Origin of the sequence: Mesorhizobium sp. ISC15 (genome assembly GCF_037162615.1) — a bacterium.
In the GTDB taxonomy this organism is placed as follows: Bacteria; Pseudomonadota; Alphaproteobacteria; order Rhizobiales; family Rhizobiaceae; genus Mesorhizobium; species Mesorhizobium mediterraneum.
Genome location: NZ_JAVSPX010000001.1, coordinates 6,500,718 through 6,523,304, shown reverse-complemented (window position 1 = coordinate 6,523,304; position 22,587 = coordinate 6,500,718). Strand labels below are relative to the sequence as shown.

Below are 22,587 nucleotides of genomic sequence, written 5' to 3'. Positions count from 1 at the left end.
CTAGGGAGAACAGAAATGCTCAATAAAGTCGACTACAAGACGCAGGCGACTGCGCTCAAACTGCCCAGCAAGATGATCGTGGACGGGGTCCAGGTGGCCGCCCTGTCGGGCAAAACCTTTGCAACCCTGAATCCGGCGACGGGCGAGGTTTTGGCGAAGCTTCCGGCGGCTTCTGCAGCCGATGTCGACCGGGCCGTCGCGGCTGCCCGGCTGGCGTATGAGGACGGCCGGTGGTCGAAGCTTGCCCCGGCGAATAGGAAAAAGGTGCTTCTCAAGCTGGCGTCCGTCATCGAGGAAAACGCACTTGAGCTGGCGCTGATGGAGAGCTTGGATAGCGGCAAAACCATCAGCGACTGCATCAACATCGATGTGCCCGAGACTATCAACAGCCTCAGATGGCATGCCGAAGCCGTCGACAAGATATATGACCAGGTGTCACCTGCGAATGACGCCTCTCTTGGCCTGATAGTGCGCGAGCCGATCGGCGTCGTCGGCATCGTGCTCCCCTGGAACTTCCCTCTTCTCATGCTTGCGTGGAAGATCGGCCCTGCTCTGGCAGCGGGGTGCACGATCGTCGTCAAACCAGCTGAAGAGACGTCGCTTACCACTTTGCGGGTCGCAGAGCTCGCTCTGAATGCCGGGCTGCCGCCTGGGGTTTTCAACGTCGTGACCGGTGATGGTCCGGACGTCGGCGAACCAATCGGTCGCCATCCCGGCATCGACGCAATTTCCTTCACAGGTTCCACCGACACTGGTCGTCGCTTCCTGAAGTACTCCTCCGAGAGCAATTTGAAGGAAGTGGTTCTTGAAATGGGTGGTAAGAACCCTTGTATCGTGATGGACGATGTTCCCGATCTTGACGCCGTGGCCTCCCACATCGGCAACGGCGCGTTCTGGAACATGGGTCAGAACTGCTCGGCCATCTCACGTGTCTTTGTCCACAAGGACGTGAAGGACCGCCTTCTCGAAAAACTGACGCAAGTCGCCAAGACCTGGACCGCGGGCGACCCGCTTGATCCGGAAACCCGCATCGGTCCGCTTGTCTCAGCCACGCATTTCGAGAAGGTCAGCAGCTATCTGGCAGGCGATGGCAAGGTGGTGGCTGGCGGAAAGGTCTTCAACGGAACCACGATCGAGCCCACGATCATGGAATTCGACCGCCACGACAGCAAGCACGTCCGGGAAGAGATTTTCGGGCCGATTGTTTGTGTCATTGGGGTGAACTCCCTCGCGGAGGCTGTCTCGCTTGCCAATGAGACCGAATATGGTCTGGCTGCCTCCATTTTCACCGCCGACGGCACACGGGCGCTTCGGGCCGCACGGGCGATCCGGGCGGGGACCGTCACCGTGAACTGCTACGGAGAGGGGGACGCCGCCACGCCGTTTGGCGGTTACAAGCAATCGGGCTTCGGCGGCCGGGACAAGGCTTTCCACGCGCATGATCAATATTGCCAGACCAAAACGCTTTGGATCGACTTGAGCAGCTCGAACGAGGGTTTCTGAAATGTCATCATTTGCTTTCTCCGGTCTCAATCTCGCGATCACGGCCCCGTTCGACTCGAACGGGCGTATCGATTTCGATCGCTTCCAGGAACTCATCGAGCGGTATCTGGCCGCGGGCGTCGACGGTATCGTGTTCAGCTCCGGCACGGGCATGCATGTTTATCTGTCGCCAGATGAATCGAGGTCCCTCATCGAACGCGGTGCGCGCATCGTCGCCGGACGGGCCAAGGTGATCGCCCAGGCCTCGGCATTGCTCCCGGCCGACGTCGTCGAAAGGACGCAGTTCGCGAAGGATTCCGGTGCGGACGGTGTCATGATCCTTCCGCCCTTCTTCGAAGGTCCGTCGGACGACAACAGCGTCTTCGACTTCTACGCCGAAGTTGCCAAGGTCGGATTGCCCATCATTGGGTACAATGTGCCCCAGGCGGTCGGTGTGCGCATAACGCCGGACCTGCTCCGCAGACTCTGCGAATTGCCCGAATTCCGCGCAGTCAAGGACAGCAGTGGAGACTTGATCGGACAGGTCAGGCTGATCGGCACCGGCCTGAATGTCATCAACGGTGCCGATCCGCTCGTCCCGTTCTCCCTTTTCGCGGGTTGCTCCGGTCTGATCTGGGGCGGCGCGAACATTGCGCCACGCACGTGCGTGGCGATCGTCAAGGCCGCTCGGGAAAAGCGTTGGGAGGATGTGCAGTCGCTCTGGCGGCAACTGGAGCCAATTATGTCCCTTCTTTGGGACGGCGACTATGTCCCAAGCGTGTATGCGGCCGCGGAACTCACTGGATATGGGTGCGGTAACGCGAGAAAGCCGTTCCGTCCCCTTTCGACGGACCGCATCGCGACGCTTCGGACGGCGCTGGGCGCGTTAGTCGAACAAGAAGCGGAATGATGACCAGCAAGACTTTTCGTGCGCGCCGCCTGCCCGCCCATGGCGTGGAGTCCGGCTGGGCGGCATTGCTCCCTCCGAGGACGCCAACGCCCGAACTGGATCGGACCATCACTGTCGATGTCGTCATCATCGGCGCGGGTTTCGCCGGGTTGGCGGCCGCTACGAGATTGGCCCATCTCCACCCAGGACTTTCCGTCGCCGTTATCGATGCCGACGTGGTCGGGAACGGGGCCAGTGGCCGTAACTCCGGATTTATCATTGATTTGCCCCACGACATTTCGTCGGGCAATTTCGGGGTGGACGCTGTTACCAAAAGCCACAATGAGATAGTGGTAGCACGGACGGCCATTCAACATTACGCCCGACTGGCGGAGGAAAATGGCTGGGACAAGTACGTGTTCGATCGTAGTGGCAAATACAGCGTGGCCATGACCGATGCCGGCACGGAGCATCTCGCGACGTACTCGTCCAAGCTCAATTCATTGAGTGAACCGCACCAGCTTCTCGGTGCCGAGGAGATCGAGGAAGTCACGGGCACGCGATCCTTCAAGTCCGGGCTCTTCACTCCCGGCGCGGTCATGGTGCAGCCTACAGCGCTGGTGAGGGCCATTGCGGATTTGTTTCGGGAACCCGTCAGGCTGTTTGAGCGGACGCCCGCCCTGTCCATCGAAACATCGTCGAGCGGCTGCACGGTAAAGACACCCAAAGGCGAGTTGAGGGCCGGCCGGGTGATCCTGGCAACAAACGGCCACGCAGAGAGCTTCGGGTTCGGGACCGGTCAACTTCTTCACCTCTTCACCTACGCCTCGCTGACCGAACCGTTCGATCCCTCTACGCTTGCCGGATCGCGGAAATGGGGAGCGACACCGGCCGCGCCGATGGGCACGACTGTCCGACGTATCAACGAGGCCGACGGCGACCGAATCCTCATCCGCTCGCGCTACACCTATAACCCTAAGATCGAAGTTGGCGCCGGCTCGATCAAGTGTGCGAGCGACCTCCATGACCGCAAGTTCGCCGACCGCTTTCCCGATCATCGTCACTTGAAGATGCAGCATCGTTGGGCAGGCGCAATGGCGCTTACTTGGAATTCGGTGCCACTGTTTGGCCAAGTGGAAGACTGCATCTTCGCAGCATGCGCGTGCAACGGCATAGGGGGGACTAAAGCCACGGCCGCGGGCATCGCAACGGCCGAACTCGTGGCGGGGCATCGATCCCAGCTCGGCGAAATATTCCGCTCATTTGAGAAGCCTCAGGCATTGCCGCCGCAGCCGTTTACCGACGTGGGTGCACGGTTGAACCTCGCATACAGACAATGGCGCGCGGGACGCGAATAAGGCTCCTCTGCAGGCTGGCTTCGCTTCGCGTGGGCGGTATCTCAACGGGAAGAACAGCCGGCGTGCGGTAAGCGATCGGAACGGAGACAAGAACATGGCTATTCTGCTCATTACCGAACACGACAACGCAACGCTTTCCGACAAGACCGCCAAGGCGCTGTCGGCGGCACTGCAGATCGGTTCGGATGTCCATGCGCTGGTCGCCGGCAAGGGCGCCAAGGGAGCTGCCGATGCCGCCGCCAGGCTCAATGGCGTCAGCAAGGTGCTGCTCGCCGAAGCCGACGAACTCACCGCACGCCTTGCCGAACCACCGGCAGCGCTAGTCATCAGCATAGCCGGCGCCTATGACACCATCATTGCGCCGGCGACCGCGTCGGGCAAGAATGTCGCGCCGCGCCTGGCCGCACTGCTCGATGACGCGGAGGTCTCCGACATCATCGAAGTCATCTCGCCCGACACCTTCAAGCGGCCGATCTATGCCGGCAATGCCATCCAGACGGTGCAGTCTCGACCCACGCCAAGAAGGGATCGATCACCGTGCGCACCGCTTCGCATCCAAGCGCCTCCCAAGGCAATGCGGCTGCCGTCGAGAATATCTCGGCGGCAGCCGACCCGAGGCTTTCCATTTTCCTCCAAAAGAAGCTCTCCGAAACTGAACCCTGCCGGCACGAAGCTCCGAAGGTCGTGTCGCCATCAACAAGGGCGAGGAGGTCCAATCTTCGAGGTCGTTGGCTACGGCCTCGTCGGCGACCTTTTCGTTATCCTGCGGAAGATTTCCTCGCGACTGGCCGCGATATCGAAAGCCGGGTGAGAGGCGGATCATGCTCAACGAGAACAAAACGATCGTATTCTCAGCTTAACTGAGAACGCCGCGAATGTGACTTTACCTTCCACCGAACACAAATGGAGAATCAACATGGCACGGCCACCAACCCCCGGCAATCCAGGCCACACCCCGCCTGGACCGCCCGACTCGATCCCAGGCCCTCCGGATGGCGTTCCGGGTCGTCCCCCCGGCGTTCCTCCTGGCCCCAAGGACCCACCTCAGCCGCCGGATCGTCCAGTAGGATGACCTGGATAGGCTATGGCGATCTGAAAGCAGGTATGCTCCCCCACTGGGAGCGTACCTGCGTAGGACGATTGGATTTCGAACTTCGTGACCTCGCATTCTTCGCCCGAGACTCGCTGCGAATCGACGAAGATCAACTGAAAAACGGGGTGCTCTGCCTCCAGTTCGAATGGCCGCTTGCATCCGGGGAAGTCTGCCATCTTCGCGCAGTTTTCCCCGACAGCTATCCCTTCGTCCGCCCGCAAGTCTTCCTTCGAGGAAATCCGGAAACCTTTCCGCACAAGCATTGCTCACCGACTGACGGTAACCTTTGTTTGTTGGGTCGTGACACGGGACTGTGGTCCATCGAGTGGACGTTGGCGAAACTTCTTGAGAAACAGCTCAGCAACGCTCTGAACGGCACGGGCGTGGAGGATCCGCAGGGCGAACCGATGGAAGTCTGGTGGAACGGCATTGCCCCAGCATTCCCTGGCTATGTCGATGGGAGCTACATGTTGATCGACTCCGACTGGAACGTAGCAGATCAAACAGAGGGAACGCTAAGGGTGTCCTACACCCTGCAGAAGATGGACAACAGAATCAGGTTCCAGGGTGCGGTTGAGGAAATTAAAGCCAAGGACGGAACCGTTCTATTTACTCGGACATATCCTCTCCCCCACGGACTTGAGTCGAAGAAGGTCACAGGCACATTTCCGTGGAGGCGCGTAGGTCGTTTCGCGCCGCCACCGCGCGAGGGTTGGCGTGATCGAAAGGTGCAGGACCAGATTGCCTTCGGAGGGCGTGCGGTCACTTATGGCTCGCCCCCCATTTCAATGTCCGTCACCGTCCAGTCGACGGAACTCAGCCACGGTAGGCACGGCGACACATGGCTATTTCCACTGCGTTACGGACCGGCAAAGTCGTTCCGGCCTATGAAGCAGGGGCAGAGAGGTACCAGCCCATCGATGATCATCGTGCCTACGCTCCGAGCCGGGCCCACCGACATCGGCGCCCGAGTTCCGTCGGTGGGCATCTTGAAGGACAAGGTGATTGCCATCTTCGGAATGGGAGCTATTGGTGCCCCAGTTGCCATCGAGCTTTCCCGCAACGGCTGTTCTCATCTGACCGTCATCGACCATGACATCGTCGAGCCAGGAAACTCCATCCGATGGCCACTTGGTGCGACGGCCTGGGGAATGCGAAAGACCACTGCCGTCAAGCAGCATGTGGAGTCCGAATACCCGGGGGTCGAGGTCGAGGCGATCCATCACCACGTGGGGATAGCCACAGCGGCCGACGGGAACGGAGGAGGAGGAGACCATTCAGTTCTACCGCCGATCTTTGCGAAGGCCAACATCGTCATCGACGCAACGGCCTCTTCCGGGATCTCACGTTTGCTGGCCGATCACTGCAAGTCCGCAGGCAAGCCGATGATCTCACTTTTCGGAACGCTATCATTGAAGGGAGGCGTCGTTGCGGCCTACCACCCGAAATCCGGCTGTCCAACCTGCCGCGAATTCTCCTATGCTAAAGGTTTGATCGATAAAGCTCCTGGGTCAGGAGAAACGTCCGGCCTGAATCAGCCGGCTGGATGCGCGGAGCTGACCTTCACTGGGGCTTCGTTCGACCTCCATGAATTATCTTTAGAGGCTGTCCGGTTGACTGTGGACATTCTTTCCCAGCCAAAAGACTTCAAGGAGTCCTTGGTTCACACCCTCACATTACATGACGGGGTCAGGCGGGTGCCGCCGTCTTGGCGGGTCGATCGCTTGCCTCCGATGAAGGAATGCGGATGCAACCAGTAGTCTGGCTGCCTCAAGCGATCGTGCAGGACATGCAAACCGATGCCGACCTCTGGTATGATCGGGAAACGGGTGGGACCTTCATGGGATACTGGGCCGAAAACGATGCTGCCGTCGTAACAGCAATGATTCCGGCCGGGCCCCAAGCATCTCACGAACGAAGCAGCTTTGTCCCTGATCAAAGCTGGCAACAGGCGGAAATCGCAAGGCACTACGAACGTTCCGGGAGGTTGGACACATATCTCGGGGACTGGCACACCCACCCGGATGCCGTTTCGAACCGCCTGAGCTGGACGGATCGAGCATGCCTGAAGTCGATCATCAAGACACCGGCAGCGCGTAATCAGAAGCCCCTCATGGTGCTCATGTGCGGCAAACCAAACGAATGGTTTCTGCATCCATGGCTCTGCCAATTGCGGACCAGATTATTTCTCTTTGAAGTGTTAGACGAGAAAGAGGGGACCATTTTAATCTACGCGGGTCGCGGTTCTGAGAGGGGCGAGGAATAGCGAAAATCAAATTCTGACTGTCTTAATCCGACAGCAGAATGAGGGTAAAATGAATCTCACGCACTACAATCTGCGGCAGTGTCGACGTGGCCAGATTATCGGGATCAGACTCACATCGGGCGCGATCGCCCGATTGCTCGAGAAATTTGAGCAGCTACCGGCACGGGCAACAACATCAATCCATTGCAGAACAATCCGCAGTCCGGTGCGGCACGCCACGGCAGCGCACCTCCTCGCCCGCAGGGTAGATATTAATTCAATCACGTTGCGGAAAGGAAGTCATCCGCCGGCATTGCGCTACTTGCAAATTGCGTCTTTGTTCGAGCGGACACAAGGTCGGCGCGACGTTGTGCCGACTCAAGGCGTTGGTCTGCTTTATGACGTGCTGCATTCCCGGCGAGTTAGGCCGCTAGTCTACCCGCTGTCTGCCCGGCGGTACGCGCCGTTGCAGCGCTTCGCTGCCTGTGCGGGGGTGAGTTAAGGTAGGGCCCAGATACGTGCGAGCTGTCTTCGAGAGATTTTTGGAACGGCTTTCAGAGAGCATCGATGAGGCTGATCTCCGCAGCGCTATGGCCGATGTCGCCTCTGGATTTGATCTGCTCGCTTTTGCCTACCTCTCGCTGCCACCCCGTCCTAATGGCAAGCCCACGCTGATCTCAAATTATCCGGCGCCTTGGACAGCACACTATCTCGCGAAGCGGTATCAGAGTGTCGACCCCGTAATTCTACGTGCACGCGCTGGCGGATGCACATTTCAATGGGCATCCGATCTGAGCGGTGCGGAAGAGGCTTCAGGGGCTCAGGTGTTCGAAGAAGCGGCGCAGTTTGGCATCTGCTGCGGCGTGACATTTCCGATTATCGATGGCCGAGGCAATTTCGCGGCGATGACCTTTGCCGGTGAAAAGCCTGTTCCTGCATTTTTCCGCGCGGCAGAGCGCTATGAAGAAGGTCTGTCGTATATCGCGACTTGTTTTCATGTGTTCGTTCGCCGCAAACTGACCACCAATCGAATGATCGACGGTGTCTTGCTGACGCCGCGCGAATACGAGTGCCTCAAGTGGGCTGCACAAGGCAAGTCCAATTGGGAGATCGGCTGCATCCTGGGGATCACGCAGCGCACGGCCGCCTTTCATCTGGGCAACGCTCGCCGGAAGCTTGGGGTGACGACTACCAGGCGGGCAATTGCGCGCCTCGCGCGTTCGGTTCACTGACAAGTTAGCTTCACCTGTGCAATTGCACAGGCTGCCTGGCGCGAAAGGTCGCCTCCAATGGCCGGGAATTTCCCCCGAGGAGGCCTCGCACGAAATCATCCCCTGTCGGCGTTCGAGTGCCTCAATCTTTTATGTTTACCGCGAGTTGCTTGCCGCCTTTTTCCGCCGGAAAAAACGCGGCCTCAGAGTGAACTGCGTTCTTCGGGCTCTCGACGGATCGCTCGCCGGGAGCGTCACATCGGTCGCTGAAGTGCTGATGGGGGGACAGGCCGCGTACACGCCGACTGGACGGATCCTCTCGATCACCTCCGCGACATCCGCCACGCCATCTCTCGCGGCCGTGCGCTCATGGGGCTATCGTGAGTTCCTTGCCTGAAAAGTGACAGTCCGTGCCGCGCGTCAGCCGGCGAACAGTTCCTTGTAGCCGGTCGTCACTATCCAGTTCGCCCGGTCGATATGGCTGCGCACAGCCTTGCGGGCGCGCAACGGTTCAAGAGCCGGGTCGATGCCGAGAATGAGATCTGCCATCTCCTCTATGCTGGCATTGTCGGCGCAGGCGTCGAGGATCCTCAGATAGATCTTGAAATGCTGCCGGTCATAGCTCGTGAGGCTCTCCGACCAGGGGACCTCATCGCGCAGTGTTGAGCTTTCAGTCCCATCTGTTCCCGTTGGTCGATTCATGTCTGCCGCGAACCTCGCATGTTGATCGCTGGATTCAAGACAGCATATCCCAAAATGGGATAATCCGGAACCGGGATTAGTCGCTGAGCCGGTCTGTACCTGACCGGTTCGCCTACATGCCCAAATCTCTTCGATCTCCCCGCCACCAGCGGTTTCTGGCCCAGCTGATATCGCTGCGCAAGGCCAAAGGCCTGACCCAGGCGCAGGTGGCTGAGAAACTTGGTCGGCCGCAATCCTTCGTGGCCAAGTATGAGGGCGGAGAGCGGCGTCTCGATGTCATTGAGTTTCTCGACGTAACTGCGGTGCTTGACGCTGACCCGTGCGAGATTCTGTTGAGCCTGCGGTAATATCGCCGGCGCGCCTCGCGGCGCGCACCGGCTGCTCGTGGATCGAACGCGCTTCTCGGTACGTGCGGCGTCTCGCCCATTTGGCTTAGCCCCTGGCGCGGGTCGTCAGGCCCTCGCAATTCTTCTCTGTTGGGCCTTTCCCAGCAGTGCTAAGGTGGGCGCGCCCCGTTGTAGGCCCGCCGCGGCGCCCCGCAACCCTTCGCTCTCGCTTCGGGTCCTTCTCTTCGTTTCGGTCCTGCGGATGCGGTCCGCCTGGACGGCGGCCCTTCCGGTCGCAATTCGCCGCCCACCCCCGCTTCCGTCCCGCTTCCAGGGAAAGTCCCGATTGGCGAGCGGAGACAAACGATGCATGCAAGACAGCGAACGGCTAGCGGAGAGATTGGCGAGGGCGGGCGCTCGGGCGACAGGCTCTATCAGGAGTTCCCCCGCCGCATCGTTTGCCGAGCTGGAGTCCGGCATCGTACCGTGGGTCAAGCCATGGGGCATGGCAAAGATAGGCCTTGGCCTGCCGAGGAATGCTTCAGGGGCGTCAGCCACCAGTACTGCAGTAAAAGAGCCTGCAGCTGTCGCAGCATGGCTGAACAAGGCATCTCGTTGGCGTCGAGGAGCTCCGTGCGGGCCTTGGCGGGGCGAATAAGCTTAGATGACGTCCGGGAGACCGAAGCCGGCAAACAGCCTGGCCGCAGCATTCCATCAGCAATCCAAGCCATCCTGATGCAAGGCGCGTCGAAGCACTTCCATTCGGGCGTTAGTCGAGGCCGCGTTGACAAGTGTATGCTTCTTAGTCCACTGGACGAGGGCGGCCGTTCTTCGACAACGGCATCTTTAAACATCGCCCGTGCAGGGGGCGACCTTAAAAAAGGGCGCACGAGGCGCCCTTCATTTGACTCGGGCTTTGAGTAAGCCGCCTTCGCCTTCCGTTGTCAGAAACGGTAGGTGAGACCTGCGCCTATCAACCATGGATCGAGCGCGGCGCTCCCCGTCTGCTTCGCGCCTTTCACAGTGACGTCGAAGTCTGGCTTCAGGAAAAGCTTCTTCACGTCGAAGTTGATGCCCCAGTGCTCGTCCACCATATAGTCGAATCCGACCTGCAGCGCAGCACCAGACGTGTTCTTGAGCTTGAGAGCATCGGCGCTGCCGGCATCCTGGTTAAAGAACATCGTATAGTTCACGCCGGCGCCAACATAGGGCTTGAAGGCTCCGAAATCGGTAAAATGATACTGCAGCGTAAGGGTGGGCGGCAGCATCCAAACCGTGCCGATGTTGCCCAGCCCGCCGACCGCTCCTTCGCCGTAGATGTTGGCACGCGTGGTGGCCAGTACGAGTTCGGTGGCAATGTTGTCCGTGAAGAAGTAGGTGATATCAAGTTCCGGGACTACGCTGCCCGAATAGGAAAGATCGGAGCCGGGTACTCCGTTGACATAGCCCGAATCCTGGGTGATGATCCCCAGCCCTCGGAGGCGGATCTGCCAAGGGCTTGGCCATTCCGAGGCCAAGTCTCCCAAGTCTCCTTCGTCCGAGGCCAAAACTCCTACTTCCGGGATGCTCGCGGCCTGCACAAGGTCCGCCGCGGCGGCCTGCTGACCCATCACCATGAGGATCACGGCCGCTGTTATTCCCTGGACCACGCCCACTCGCGTTCTGGCCATGATATTCTCTCCTTTTTCTTCAGAAATGGCGCACTGCACTACTAAGAATCTCCTTTGATCAATTGTGTTGAAGGAATCTCATGCTCACTTTGCACGAGACTGTGCCGTCGTTATTTGCGCATTCGCGCACCACGGACCTGTGCTACCTTTTTGAAATGTTGCCTTGTTTGGCCACCTATCGAACGCCATCGTCTTGCCAACCGATGGCACTGCGAAGGAAATTGTTGCCCAAGGCAATGAATGCCGCCCGCTCGCGATTGTCCTTGCCGTAGCTGTGCCCGCCCGCGCTGGGCTCGTAGAAGTAAGCGGGATAGCCAAGGGCCTGCAGCTTTGCGGCCATCTTGCGCGCATGAGCGGGGTGGACGCGGTCGTCCCGCTTCGTGGTGGCGAGCAGGATCGGCGGATAGGGCTGTCCCGGCGTCGCGGCGTGATAGGCGGAGATTCCCCTCAAGAACGTCCAATCCTCCGGCTTGTCGGGATCGCCATATTCGTCAATCCCGCTCACGCCGAAGAGCTTAGTGTAGCGGCGCATGTCGATAAGCGGAACGGTGCAGAACAGAGCGCCGAAATGCTCGGGATAACGGGTAAGCATGTTGGCGATCAGCAGGCCGGCGTTTGAACCGCCCTCAGCGGCAATCCGTCTCGGCAGTGTGATGCCCCTTCGCACGAGGTCGGCTGCTACGGCGGCGAAATCGTCATGGGCGAGACGCTTGCCCTCCCTCCGTCCGGCATCGTGCCAGCTGGTGCCGAACTCGCCGCCCCCACGGATGTTCGCCACCACGCACGTGCCCCCGCGCTCGAGCCACAGCTTGCCGAGCGAGGAGTTGTAGGAGGGCAGGAGCGATACGCCGAACCCGCCATACGCGGAAAGGTGAACCGGGGCATTTCCGTTTCCGTTCGCCGGACCGACCTGCGTATAGGGGATCAATTCACCATCGATCGAGACTGCCTCGTGGCGTGTGACCACCAGACCGGTTGCGTCGAAATTCTCCGGGTTGCGCTTCAGGATTACTGGGGCACCGAGAGACACCGCGGCATTGACATCCAAGAGGGAAAGCTGCGGCGGCGTGATCGGATCCTGAGCCGAAACGAGGACCACTCCATTTGTCTCGTGATCCTCCTCGTCGAGTGACCAGAGGTGAACAGTCCCTTGCGCGGGCACCGTGTCCAAGGCTCGGCGCGTCCATTCCTGGGGACCGGGGGTGAACATCTCGAATCGCGGAACGAGGTTGACTAGATAAGAGGTGATGAGCTTCCCGTCATTCCAGAAGAATGACTGCAGGGAACGCCTCTCGTGCGGTTCAAACAAAGTGCTAAAACGGCGTTCGCCAGCGATGAAAGAGGAAAGCGAGATGCCGATCAGCGCGTCGGCAGCATGCGTCGTCCCTCCCACTGTCCAGGGCTTGCGCGGCTTTACTGCCAGCCAATCGCCGAAGACATTCCACCTGGCGTCCCGAGGAAGGTTGATCTCAAGCTTCGGCCCACTGCGGTCGCCGATTCGTCCTATCGCCTTGAACAAGCCCGGACCCTCGATGAACCAAAGGCGCTCGCTCTCGGCGGTGCGGTCCAGATGACCAGACACGCCAAGGGATTCGGAACCCGCCTCGAAGATTACCGGCGCGGTGAGGGGATCCGCGCCACGCTTCCACAACCGCACGGTCCGCGCGAAGCCGGAGCGGGTGGCCATGCCGTCACCAAGCGCACTGAAGAGCAGAAGCGTGTCAGGGTCGAGCCAATTTATCCCGCCCTTGGCCTCCGGGAGATTGAAACCGTCGGCGACAATGCTCAAAGACCTCAGGTCGAATTCGCGATGCACGACTGCGTCGCTGCCGCCGCGCGACAGGCGCAAGACGGCTCTTTCGCGCATCTCCGGCTTGATCGATGCGCCGCCCCAGACCCAGTCTTCTCCGTCGCTAGCCGCGAGGGCGTCCAGATCGAGCAGTAGCTCCCACTGGGGATCCGCCTTCATGTAGGCGGCAAGAGTGGTCCGGCGCCACAGTCCGCGTGGGTTTCCGTCATCTTGCCAGAAATTATAGAGGTATTGACTGCAGCGCGTGACCAGGGGAATCCTGTCGGGACGGTCGAAAATCGCTGTCAGCGCCGCCCGGTCGCGCTCGAACTGCGTTCCCGCGAAGTGCTTCAAGGTCTTTGCCGACTGGCTGGCGGTCCACGCAAGTGCCCGTTCGCCTTCTACATCCTCAAGCCAAAGATGGGGGTCATCGTCGGGTGCATCCAGCGTTGGACGGAAATCGAATTCGCTCATGTCCGGACAACCAAAGGAATGAAAGCGCAATGGCTTCCATCTGCTCGGGAAAGCTCAGTGTTTGCGGTCACCGCATGTTCGAAAAGTGCAATCATCCGGTGGGTTCTTCTCAGTCGGTGCGGCGTCGCAGTGCTTTTGCGCATAGGACTGCATCTGTCGTGCCAACTGGAAAATCGTTTCGGAACAATGCGATCGCCCTGACAGCGTTGTGTCACATGTCCGACATCGTCGAGAATCCGACAACGAACGCACCTCGTATTCACCGCATCAAGCTCCGCGAGTCGGTGACACCGTGCAGAACTCAGGCAGTGAAGCTCAGAATGAACTTGGTTGGCCCCCCACATCTTCGCTCCGGAACGCTTCACGCACACGGCCTCAGGCGAAGGACGCCCTTGAGGGAACTAGCCGGGCTGCGCGCCTAGACACCACGAGCGCAAAAAATCGGAGATCCAGGAAAGAGAGAGCGCCGCTTGGCCGTCCTGATGGTTGTCCAGGCCCCGCCAGCAATATTGGCCTGCACCGTCCTCTTGCTTTCATTTTCGAAGCCTATGGATAGCCGAGTAAGCTGCGTTCCAACGAACAAATTGGAGTGGTCGCTAAGGAACGTCAGCTGCTGGCGACCCCTCATTCAATATGCAAGGTATGATGATGGTTCAGGAGACCGGGCACTTTGGCTCGGTGCAGGTATCTCGGCGACGCTGCCATCAGTCGATGGTGTTTCGCTGACGCCCCGCAGTGATATGCCCGACAAGGGCATTGCGGGGGCAAGTCTGCCTGGGAAATTGGCTGCATCCAGGGCAGGCGGTCGCTCGGTCTCCATACCGCTCGCAAGTAGCCCGGCGTGAGCACCATCCAAAGAAGCGATTGCGCGCGTCACCGGTTCATTTTGCGGCCCACTGAATGGTCGGCTTAACCTGTACAACTGCACAGGCTGCCATCGCGTGAAACTTGGCCTCCAATGGCGGAAAATTCCCCCAGGAGACCTGCGATGACTGACCTTTTTACACCCGCGCTACCAGAACTTGCCGAAAACCAACGTGCAATCCACCGCGGCGCCACCGCGCTTTCAAGGAACGTCCGGAATCGGACGCCGCAGCCGATCACCGCTGTTAAATCGATTGCGTTGGCGTGCAGAGGCCGCGCTGGCTGTCGCTGTGGGGGTTCGACGGCCTGGTCGCTATTGGCGCGCCTCTTCTGCCCTCGACAGTGCCAATGGCACACGCTTCGACGAAACGGCGCCACCCATCTCTGGTGCCTTCGGGGTCGGTGCTTTGCAAAACGGCACGATGTTTCGACGTTCGTGGGCGCGAGCAGGGGGACACAGTCGTGCCTGCAGTTCTCCTGACTGGAGCGGATGAGGCTGATTGGCGGGATGAAAGATCATACGATTACACCGCTGGTCTGACGCCGCGTGAATGGGCCTGGGAGTTTTTGCGCCGCAATCCAGCATTCCAGCGTGATGTGTCCGGTGCAAGCCAGCAGGCCAATACTTTGTCATACCGCCCCTTTTTCGACGTGGTCGCGTCGGCCGGCGAACTGTCGCGCTGGGGTGTCTTGTTTCGCCGAGTCTTATGGGCGCAATTCGCTCGTTTTCTGGTCTCCGCTCTGGTGCGGCCATGTGCTGCCGGTCATTGCAGAACAGCTGTCAGCATCGTCGACGAGAGCGCCCTTCGAACTCTCGGCATTACAATGTCGTGCGACGGTCCTGCTGGCGCCCGACAAGCGCCAGCATGTTCTCCTTCGCAACGCCGAGCATACGCTCCAGCTCGCCGTCTCTGGCGGCGATATCTTGCACCCTGTTTACCTCGAAACCGAGGCGATCTGGCCCGCGATGCTTTCGAAGCACCGCCTGAGGGCGCTCGAGTGCCTCAATGCTCTAAGTCTGGGCCAACACCCGCCCGCCCGTTTGTTTCCGCCAGAAAAACGCGGTTCCCGTCTAACCTTCGTTCTTCGTGCGCTCGACGGCTCACTTGCTGGCGCGTCACATCGCGAGCTCGCCGAAGCGCTGATTGGTCACCGGCGCGTCCATGCCGACTGGAGAGATCCTCGCGATCATCTGCGCGACCGCATTCGCCGCGCCGTCTCTCGTGGCCGTGCGCTCATGAACGGAGGGTACAGAGATTTCCTCACTTGAAAAGTGACAGTCCGCCCTGCGCGTCAGCCGGCGAACAGTTCGGAGCTAAACCGGTCACCACTTGTTCGCCCAGTCGACATGGCAGCGAACGGCTGTGCGCTCTGCTTCAGGCGTCGGTCGATGCCAACAGGCACGTTCGGCATTGTTTGATAGCCGACAATGTCGAGTACGCAACGTAGAGGAAAACTGACAATCGGCTGTTTTTAAACGCTTTTTGGCTTGGCACGCTACATGCACGCTATTCAGCAAAACGCGCGGACTGAGTGGTCGCCCCGCCACGAGAGCCGCTGACTTACGCCACCTCCCAAGGCGTACCCGGCCCGGCAGCGAGCTCAGTCTCCTGCCGGGCATGCCGTTCAGGTGTACGGCGTTAAGCACATGAAATAGCAATGTCCGTCTGAGAGATTGGGGGATGACCATTTAAGAGGTGCCCGAGAGACTTAGGGCATCGGGGCGAGCGCGATCACAGGAGCTGCCTCTCAATCAGGCGACCGGTTGCCATTCAGCTCTACGCCTCCGGCGAGCGCCGCCTTGCGCGAGCATGTCACTGTAACGCGGCTGCGCTCTTACGGTCGTCCTTACGAGCGTAGTTAGCAGCACAGCATGAGCCATGTGACGTTATTGACGGGGCCGGAGCGTCGTCGTCGTTGGAGTGAAGCGGATCAGCGCCGGATACTGGCCGCGGCACCGGGGCGACAGTGGCGGCGGTGGCGCGTCAGTACGATGTCGCGACCAGCCTGATCTATAAGTGGCGCCGCACGGTGAGAGCCCGCGAGACGGGCTTTGCCGAAGCTGTCGTGGCTCCCGATGAGCCTGTCGCCGTTTCGCGGCCGGCGGCATCCCCAGCGGTGATCGAGCGGGAGGTCGCCGGCAAGGTGCGGTTGCGGATTCTACTGACCACGCCGCCAACACTGGCGGCGGCGGCGGCGATGGTGAAGGCGCTGGTGTTTCATGATCCCGGTCCCGAGCCAAGTGCGGATCTGGTTGGCGGTCGGCCGGACCATTCACACGCACATTGTGAACTGGAAGTCCTGTAACTGACACTCCGCTCCAATATGTCTACGAAGACAGATGCGACTGGCGGAACCCGACCAGCGGATCCCGGGTGCTGGCTTATGCCGAGCCCTCCTACGACATTTTGAGCGGCGAGGCCTTCCTCAAACTGAAGGGCGAGGGATCGGCCTTTCAATCGCTGGATCCAGCCTCGAAGTTCGTTCTGGCTAAAAGGGTCGCGGTTGGTCCTATCCTCGGCACCGGGCTTCAGAATGTGCCGGCCAACCGGCGCTTCTATCCCGCGGCTGGTAGTTCGGTGCGCGGCTACAACTCTCAAGGCATAGGCCCGAAGGACGACACCGGCAAGCCGACGGGCGGCCTGTCCTTCTTCGAAACTTCGTTCGAGATGCGCATCGCCGTTACGGACAGGTTGGCATCGTGACCTTCGTCGATGCCGGCACGGTATCGAATATGTCGGTTCCCAACTTCTCCGACGTCAAGGTCGGCGCCGGTGTCGGCCTGCGCTATGTCACGCCCGTCGGGCCGCTGCGCATCGACGCCGCCATACCACTCCACCGCGACCCCGGCGATCGCAAGTATGGCATCTATGTCCGCTTCGGACAGGGGTTCTGAGCGATGAAGATATTGATGCGCATCTTCGCATTGTCCCTCTACGCTCTGCCCATCGAGGTCGCCCGGCCTATTGAGGCGCTCGTTGTGCTAAGCAGGAACGAGCGTGGACAAGACAACCTCGCCGGCATTATTTTCGCGTCTGGCTTCGAGCGACGAGCGCAAGATCACGGTCAGCGGCATCGGGGCGGCATCTGCTCGGGAGCGTTCAGAGTCGACCATTCGTGGTGCAGGACCGCGAGGGCGCCTGGCTGATGGCGCCTGGCTGATGGCGCTTGGGCGGAGGGGCAATCTCGTGCCCCAGATGCAGTGCATCTTCGGCGCGGCGGCGCCGCATTTTCTTCAATTCGAAGCATGTAGACTGCCGCATGCGAGCTTCTCGCGCATGCTGGTCAACCAGGAGGTGGAACTGTTGGTACGCGCTGGCGAGTATAGGAAAGGGGCCGATCCGCTCATCGATCCAGCAATCGCCAAGATAGATAAATCAGGTGCGAAGGTTCTTGCCAGCCGCCGAATCCAGCTCTTTGCGTGAATAAATTCGCCGCTATCGCAGTCGATCAAACGGCGATCGCCGGATCGTCCACCGCCGATGCCATTGGACAAAGGTCGACTGTGACATTCCCGCGCGGTAACCGTAATCACTCTCCTGTCCATGGCCGAGAGTCTCGATTAAAGAGCGGACCCTGGCGTCGGTGTAATCATTTACGAGAACCCTTCAATACGTTCGCGAACAATCGCGCGCATTTGCTCAGCCATCTTCGCGCCCTGAGAGCCGTCAGACAAAGGCGGCGGCAACTGGAGGTGATCGAGCGCGCGTGAGACGACGGCAACCAAGTCATCAATCGCCATGTCGGCAACCGCTGCCTTCAGACCCGCGGTGCTCGCAAAAGCCTTGAAGTCGGCGCGGCGCAGACGATCATCCTTGCCGTTCAGCTTGAGCGCCATCCGGTCTCTTTCGAGGCGTGGAAACACGCGAGTCGTGACCGCGTCGTAGAGCGGAGCCATGCGGACCGAGCTGAATTGTGTGCTGCCGGGCTCTGCGATTTTCAGCAGTGCCACGTTCTTAAGGTGCATGTCTCCATCGGCGATCAGCCAGGCGAACAAGGATCGCTTGAGGACAAGCAGCAGGTCCTCCTCGGGAGAGGTCGATAGCGGCCTTAGTGCCCGCGCGATGCGCTCCATCGTGCCGTCATATTTTGCTTCGGTGGCCACGCCCAGTACCGAGCAGAAGTCCTCAAGCGCGAGAAGGTGCTTTTCCTCGAGGCTCGTTCTGATGTCGAACCGCTCGACGAGCAGCGCCGGAGGCATCCCGTCAGGCATGGGGACTAGCGCTGTCGCGGGCGTCGTGAAACCGGCCGAGCGGCCCAAAGCGAGCGACTGCCATTCGATAACCGGCAGGGCTTCAAATCCACCTGTACCGGCAGGCTTGAGGATATGGGTGAACGGTTTGCCGGTACTGGGGGAGAGAGTACCGTCGGCATCGAGGAACATCGGCGCTTTGATCTGAACGCCTGATAAACGTGGCGTATCGGTACGCTCGAAAATCTCCGCCAGATTGCGCTCGAAGCTCTGCTCTAAATCGCCGCGGCCCGGCCCTACATACTGGCCAGTGAAGACTGAGTTTCTAGTGAAGCCATTGAGCCGGGTTAGTAGGATATCGGGCGGCAGGGCGGAGAGATCGCTCGCACGCTCGACGATGGTGATGTTCGACATGTAGCGTTTGCCCGAGCGCAGCATCGCTCGCTCGTCGCGGTCGTTCAACACTGACTCAAGCCAGCCTTCAGGCAGCAGCGAGAGGATGAAAGGAGGGAGCTTGCCCGGCGCGGTCTGGCGGATGAGCGCCGGGCCATTCTGATCGTCTGGATTCCAGCGCCACTCGAAACCATCATGTGTGAGCTTGCCCAGCGGAGCGCCGTGCCACGCTACGATCAGATCGAGCGCGGCTTCATTGCGCGCGGGCTCTGCGGTCACTGGACGGCGGAGGAGGAAGCGCTCGGCGTGCTCGCCTTCGCGATACCACTGGTTTTCTCGGGCAAGCGCCCATGTCGCGTCGGCAGCGCCCTGGGCGCTGCCGTATTCTTCTATGAGACGGTTCGCGATTGCCTCGCGCACTGTCTCGTCGATGGATGCCGCATGTTCGCTGCGCAGGCGGAAACCTTCGAGGAAGCGCTGGCGCATCGAGGAGACGTCAATCCGGAATTCTCCCATGCCATCATCGACAATCGCTTGAGCGACTGAGGGGTGGTCGGGAGCTGCGTTCTGAATGATTTCGAGCGAGCGCAAGCGAGTGCGCTGTATTCTCCGTCCGCTCAGGAACAGACGGCCATCGCGGGTCGGGCGGAGAAGGACAGCGCTCGCCGCCGAGAGGTAAGCGTTGGGATATAGGTACTTGGCGATGCGGACGGCGTGCTTGAGTACGGTGGCCTCAATGTTCTCCCCGGCATCGACGTAGATGCCGCGCATTAGCTGGACCAGCTTGCCCGTTTCAGCCCGATAGTGGCTCCGGGTTTTATCAATGTTTTCGCCGACGAGGTGAAGAGCCATCTTATAACTTTCGCGTATTTAAGATACGGTATAGTTAGCACAGCCTCCTCCAACTTTCAAGAGATTCTAACTTTCGCGTCTTTTACATACGTGAAAGTTATAATACGTTCTCGGACGCCGCGGTCTCCGGCTCGGCAATCCATCGGAAGAACGCCCTCTTTGCAGGCTCCGATGGCGGCGCCGAACACTGGGCAGTCGTCGCCTCGCTGATCGAAAGCGCCTTATGCCGCGCGCGGCATAAGGCAGAGCGTTTTTAGCTTGGCGTCGCGGAGAAAGGCGGTGGCTAGAGCGCGCTGAGATGGATCGCGACGGTGAGCTAAAAACGTGTTGGACTAAGCCGCCGGCACGGGTGGCCGCTATGGGCGTTCAATCAGGCCGTGGCCATGAACAGGCATGGCGTGGGCGCGGATGCGGTCGTGGACGCAGCGACTGCAGGGGTCGCGTGCGCCGAAAGCGGCACAGATATAGGTTCGGCAAAGTGAGGACCGGCGTCGCGCCTTGCCCGGCAAAGGCAGCCGGGGGTGACGGCGCGCAGCTTCGCGGGACCGACTCGGTTTTCCGGCCGAACGGCTCGTGCGATGCGGTGACTGCGAAAGCGGAGCGGTTCTTTCATGAGGTATCCCAGTATGGCGGGGGTCCAGTGGCGCCGTCGAAGATATCGACGATGATCATCTGGCCTTGACGACAGGCGGGGCATTGCCTGAGGGAATGACCGGTGAGATCCTCATAGCGGTCGCGGTAATCCCTTTCGGATGAGCCATCCGACGGCTCTGGAACCGGCATGCCGAGCAGGTCGCGGCAGTGGGCGAGCTTTTGCGCGCGGTAGCGATTGCCGAGAAAGCCGTAGTAGCGGATGCGATGAAAGCCCTCGGGCAGGACGTGCAACAAGAAGCGGCGAATGAACTCGTCGGCCGCGACGGTCATGACCTTCTGCCGATTGCCGTGCCGGTAGTCCTTCCAGCGGAAACGAACGGCGTTGTCCTCGATGTCGATGAGGCGGTTGTTGGAGATGGCGACGCGGTGCGTATAGCGCCCGACATAGTCGAGCACCTGGGCAGGTCCGGCGAAGGGCGGTTTGGCAAAGACGACCCACTCAGCCTTTCGTAGCGGCGCCAAATAGCGCCGGAAGGCGTCGCGCTCGCTCAGGTGCTGCAGGCCAGAGAAAAACTGCAACTGGCCGGCGTCGAAGGCTTTCTCCAGGTGCTCCAGAAACAATCGTCGGAACAGGCGTGAGAGCACCCGGACCGGCAAGAAGAAGCCGGGCTTGCAGGCGATCCACCGACGACCGTCGGCAGACAGGCCGCCGCCGGCGACGACGCAGTGCAGATGCGGATGATGAAGCAGGTTCTGGCCCCAGCTGTGCAGCACGGCGAAGAAGCCGATCTCGGCGCCCAGGTGCTTGGGATCGGCGGCGATGGTGTGCAGGGTCTCGGCGGCGGCGCGGAAGAGCAGGCCGTAGACGAGCGCCTTGTTCTGATAGGCGATGGCGGCAATGTCGCCGGGCAGTGTGAAGACCACGTGAAAGTACTGTGTGTCGAGCAGCTCGGCGCGACGATCCTCGAGCCACTGCGCGCGGGCCAGCGATTGGCAGCGGGGGCAATGCCTGTCGCGGCAGCTGTTGAAGGCGATGCGCCGGTGGCCACAGTGATCGCACTGCTCGACATGCCCGCCGAGCGCGGCGGTCCGGCACAGTTCGATCGCCGTCATGACGCGGCGCTGGGCGATCGACAGCTGCGCGTCATGCTGCTCGCGATAGGCTTCGCCGTAGTAGCGGAAGATGTCCGCCACTTCCGGCCCCGAGCGGGCCATCGGCGCGAGCTCAGAAGTACTGCGGCTTGGCGGGCGGCGGCGGGGTGGGCGCCGGCCTTGGCAAGAGCTCGAAGGGGCTCGACGTGGCGCAGACCTTGTTGGTGGCGATCCGCAGGTAATGGGCGGTGGTCGCGAGGCTGCGGTGACCGAGCAGCAGTTGAATGGTGCGCACGTCGGCGCCGGCCTCCAGCAGATGGACGGCGAAGGCGTGGCGAAGCGAATGGGGCGTGACCGGCTTGGACAATCCGGAGCGGTCGCGCGCTTTCGCGCAGGCCTGTCCCACCGCATCCCTGGTGATCGGCTGGCCGGCACGATCGCCGGGGAAGAGCCACTCCTTTGGCCGCCGCACCTTCCAGTAGCTGCGCAGGATCTCCAAGAGCTTGGGCGACAGCATCACGTAGCGGTCCTTCTGGCCTTTGCCCTGTTCGATGCGGATGACCATTCTCTGGCTGTCGATGCCCGTGGGCTTCAGCTGCACCGCTTCCGAGATGCGCAAGCCGGCGGCATAGCAAGTGGTCAGGATGGCGTGGTGTTTGAGGTCGAGGACGCAGCCGAGGAACCGCTGAACTTCCTCGGCACTGAGGATGATCGGCAGCTTCTGCGGCTTCTTGGGAAGCGGCAGGACCTCTTCAGGCGCCCAATCCCTCTCGAGCGTCACACAGTAGAGAAAGCGCAGCGCCGCAATTGCTGTGTGGATCGAACCAGGCGACAGCTTCTTCTCGTTGGTCAGATAGACCTGATAGGTCCGAATATCCTCGCGCCCGAGCAAGTCCGGCGACTTGCCGAAGTGACGTGCAAACAGCGACACCTGCTGAAGATAGGAGAGTTGGGTGTTGAGCGTGAGGTTGCGCACCTCCATGTCCTCGCTCATGCGCTGGCGAAGTTGGGTCATGACAAGCTCCTTTGTCCGATGGAATAGGCTGCAAGCAGCCACTCCATGCTGACGCAGTCGGAGCTTGTTGTGGACACATGACCAGCGCGACAGGCGACGCGATCAGATCACGCTGTCGGCACTCACCCTCCTTGCCGCTCCGCATTCGCGGAGCGGGTTAGTCCAAGGCGGTTTATGCCGACCGCCGAACTATGCCGAGTGAGCAAGTTTTTACCAACACTTTCCTCAACGTAGCGGTAGCTGGATCGGCATAGCTTAGGCTCTCTCCGTCGCAATTGACGCGAAGGAGAGGACACATGAACGCAAGTGACTATCTGCAACGCAGCACGCTGTATCGGAAGCTGAT

18 protein-coding genes and 2 pseudogenes are annotated in these 22,587 nt (G+C 60.5%); 14 read left to right on the top strand and 6 right to left on the bottom strand.

Annotated features, from left to right (window positions below):
* Positions 1-15: 15 nt before the first annotated feature.
* From RPG13_RS31325 to RPG13_RS31295, 7 genes and pseudogenes are all read left to right on the top strand, one after another.
* A complete protein-coding gene (locus RPG13_RS31325; RefSeq protein WP_337126804.1) occupies positions 16-1,503 on the top strand; it encodes an aldehyde dehydrogenase family protein in 1,488 nt (495 codons plus the stop codon).
* A gap of 1 nt (position 1,504) precedes the next feature.
* Positions 1,505-2,392: a dihydrodipicolinate synthase family protein gene (locus tag RPG13_RS31320; RefSeq protein ID WP_337126803.1), complete on the top strand. Its 888-nt coding sequence runs from the start codon at positions 1,505-1,507 to the stop codon at positions 2,390-2,392.
* Positions 2,392-3,729 (top strand): NAD(P)/FAD-dependent oxidoreductase, encoded by a 1,338-nt coding sequence (locus tag RPG13_RS31315; protein WP_442921373.1) that lies wholly within the window; start codon positions 2,392-2,394, stop codon positions 3,727-3,729. The genes RPG13_RS31320 and RPG13_RS31315 overlap by 1 nt, the downstream gene beginning before the upstream one ends.
* A 94-nt stretch (positions 3,730-3,823) precedes the next feature.
* Positions 3,824-4,446 (top strand): annotated as a pseudogene (locus RPG13_RS31310) (electron transfer flavoprotein subunit alpha/FixB family protein); the annotation flags it as partial.
* 351 nt (positions 4,447-4,797) lie between these two features.
* A complete protein-coding gene (locus RPG13_RS31305; RefSeq protein ID WP_337126802.1) occupies positions 4,798-6,582 on the top strand; it encodes a ThiF family adenylyltransferase in 1,785 nt (594 codons plus the stop codon).
* Positions 6,570-7,088, top strand: coding sequence for a Mov34/MPN/PAD-1 family protein (locus RPG13_RS31300; protein ID WP_287307509.1), 519 nt, complete (start codon positions 6,570-6,572; stop codon positions 7,086-7,088). Before RPG13_RS31305 ends, RPG13_RS31300 begins: the two co-directional genes overlap by 13 nt.
* Before the next feature lie 497 nt (positions 7,089-7,585).
* On the top strand, positions 7,586-8,299 hold the full coding sequence (locus RPG13_RS31295; RefSeq protein WP_442921372.1) for a LuxR family transcriptional regulator: 714 nt from the start codon (positions 7,586-7,588) through the stop codon (positions 8,297-8,299).
* 399 nt (positions 8,300-8,698) lie between these two features.
* On the opposite strand, the gene RPG13_RS31290 is transcribed toward RPG13_RS31295, so the two are convergent.
* Positions 8,699-8,980 carry a DNA -binding domain-containing protein gene (locus tag RPG13_RS31290; protein WP_128177465.1) on the bottom strand — a complete coding sequence of 94 codons (282 nt, stop codon included), beginning with the start codon at positions 8,978-8,980 and terminating at the stop codon, positions 8,699-8,701.
* A gap of 116 nt (positions 8,981-9,096) precedes the next feature.
* Between RPG13_RS31290 and RPG13_RS31285 the strand changes: the two genes are divergently transcribed.
* Positions 9,097-9,327 (top strand): helix-turn-helix domain-containing protein, encoded by a 231-nt coding sequence (locus tag RPG13_RS31285; RefSeq protein ID WP_128177467.1) that lies wholly within the window; start codon positions 9,097-9,099, stop codon positions 9,325-9,327.
* Positions 9,328-10,250: 923 nt separating this feature from the next.
* Here the strand turns inward: RPG13_RS31285 and RPG13_RS31280 are convergent.
* Positions 10,251-10,976: an OmpW/AlkL family protein gene (locus tag RPG13_RS31280; protein ID WP_337126800.1), complete on the bottom strand. Its 726-nt coding sequence runs from the start codon at positions 10,974-10,976 to the stop codon at positions 10,251-10,253.
* 175 nt (positions 10,977-11,151) lie between these two features.
* Positions 11,152-13,239, bottom strand: a complete 2,088-nt coding sequence (locus tag RPG13_RS31275) for a prolyl oligopeptidase family serine peptidase (RefSeq protein WP_337126799.1) — start codon at positions 13,237-13,239, stop codon at positions 11,152-11,154.
* A gap of 1,212 nt (positions 13,240-14,451) precedes the next feature.
* Between RPG13_RS31275 and RPG13_RS35025 the strand changes: the two are divergent.
* The 6 genes and pseudogenes from RPG13_RS35025 to RPG13_RS31255 all read left to right on the top strand — a co-directional run.
* Positions 14,452-14,742, top strand: a pseudogene (locus RPG13_RS35025) (transcriptional regulator domain-containing protein); the annotation flags it as partial.
* Between the two features lie 115 nt (positions 14,743-14,857).
* Positions 14,858-15,373 (top strand): DUF2285 domain-containing protein, encoded by a 516-nt coding sequence (locus tag RPG13_RS31270; RefSeq protein ID WP_337126798.1) that lies wholly within the window; start codon positions 14,858-14,860, stop codon positions 15,371-15,373.
* Positions 15,374-16,080: 707 nt separating this feature from the next.
* The gene (locus RPG13_RS31265) at positions 16,081-16,410 is read left to right on the top strand and encodes a transposase (protein ID WP_337126797.1); all 330 of its coding nucleotides are present in this window, start codon (positions 16,081-16,083) and stop codon (positions 16,408-16,410) included.
* Between the two features lie 68 nt (positions 16,411-16,478).
* A complete protein-coding gene (locus RPG13_RS35020) occupies positions 16,479-16,808 on the top strand; it encodes a BamA/TamA family outer membrane protein (RefSeq protein WP_287307514.1) in 330 nt (109 codons plus the stop codon).
* Positions 16,805-16,999, top strand: coding sequence for a BamA/TamA family outer membrane protein (locus RPG13_RS35015; protein WP_281033766.1), 195 nt, complete (start codon positions 16,805-16,807; stop codon positions 16,997-16,999). The genes RPG13_RS35020 and RPG13_RS35015 overlap by 4 nt, the downstream gene beginning before the upstream one ends.
* Before the next feature lie 103 nt (positions 17,000-17,102).
* Positions 17,103-17,528 carry a hypothetical protein gene (locus RPG13_RS31255; protein WP_127211010.1) on the top strand — a complete coding sequence of 142 codons (426 nt, stop codon included), beginning with the start codon at positions 17,103-17,105 and terminating at the stop codon, positions 17,526-17,528.
* Positions 17,529-17,698: 170 nt separating this feature from the next.
* Here RPG13_RS31255 and RPG13_RS31250 read toward each other — a convergent pair whose 3' ends face one another.
* The 3 genes from RPG13_RS31250 to RPG13_RS31240 form a co-directional block, all read right to left on the bottom strand.
* Positions 17,699-19,540 (bottom strand): type II toxin-antitoxin system HipA family toxin, encoded by a 1,842-nt coding sequence (locus RPG13_RS31250; protein ID WP_127211011.1) that lies wholly within the window; start codon positions 19,538-19,540, stop codon positions 17,699-17,701.
* Positions 19,541-20,149: 609 nt separating this feature from the next.
* Positions 20,150-21,349 carry an IS91 family transposase gene (locus RPG13_RS31245; protein ID WP_337126796.1) on the bottom strand — a complete coding sequence of 400 codons (1,200 nt, stop codon included), beginning with the start codon at positions 21,347-21,349 and terminating at the stop codon, positions 20,150-20,152.
* Between the two features lie 10 nt (positions 21,350-21,359).
* Positions 21,360-22,241, bottom strand: a complete 882-nt coding sequence (locus RPG13_RS31240) for a tyrosine-type recombinase/integrase (protein ID WP_337126795.1) — start codon at positions 22,239-22,241, stop codon at positions 21,360-21,362.
* Positions 22,242-22,587: the final 346 nt, after the last annotated feature.